Genomic DNA, 870 nt, shown 5'->3' on the forward strand with positions numbered 1-870 from the left:
GGATACTACCCTGGCTGTATTGAAATTCTAACCCGCGGCCCTGATCGGGCCGGGAGACAGTGTCAGGTGGGCAGTTTGACTGGGGCGGTCGCCTCCTAAAATGTAACGGAGGCGCCCAAAGGTTCCCTCAGAATGGTTGGAAATCATTCGTAGAGTGTAAAGGCACAAGGGAGCTTGACTGCGAGACCTACAAGTCGAGCAGGGACGAAAGTCGGGCTTAGTGATCCGGTGGTTCCGCATGGAAGGGCCATCGCTCAACGGATAAAAGCTACCCCGGGGATAACAGGCTTATCTCCCCCAAGAGTCCACATCGACGGGGAGGTTTGGCACCTCGATGTCGGCTCATCGCATCCTGGGGCTGTAGTCGGTCCCAAGGGTTGGGCTGTTCGCCCATTAAAGCGGTACGCGAGCTGGGTTCAGAACGTCGTGAGACAGTTCGGTCCCTATCCGTCGTGGGCGTAGGAAATTTGAGAGGAGCTGTCCTTAGTACGAGAGGACCGGGATGGACACACCGCTGGTGTACCAGTTGTCTTGCCAAAGGCATCGCTGGGTAGCTATGTGTGGACGGGATAAGTGCTGAAAGCATCTAAGCATGAAGCCCCCCTCAAGATGAGATTTCCCATAGCGCAAGCTAGTAAGATCCCTGAAAGATGATCAGGTTGATAGGTCAGAGGTGGAAGCGTGGCGACATGTGTAGCTGACTGATACTAATCGATCGAGGACTTAACCAAACTTTTAAAGTGAAAGCTTTACTCAGCAAGCTGTTATCTAGTTTTGAGAGAGCAATCTCTTGTCTGGTGGCGATAGCGAAGAGGTCACACCCGTTCCCATACCGAACACGGAAGTTAAGCTCTTTAGCGCCAATGGTAG

2 rRNA genes are annotated in these 870 nt (G+C 53.1%); both read left to right on the forward strand.

What is annotated here, in order from left to right:
- Positions 1 to 731, forward strand: a 23S ribosomal RNA gene (locus tag M3A49_RS42345); the annotation flags it as partial.
- Between the two features lie 62 nt (positions 732 to 793).
- A 5S ribosomal RNA gene (gene rrf, locus M3A49_RS42350) occupies positions 794 to 870 on the forward strand; the annotation flags it as partial.

This window comes from Paraburkholderia sp. CNPSo 3076, assembly GCF_026343935.1.
Lineage (GTDB): Bacteria > Pseudomonadota > Gammaproteobacteria > Burkholderiales > Burkholderiaceae > Paraburkholderia > Paraburkholderia nodosa.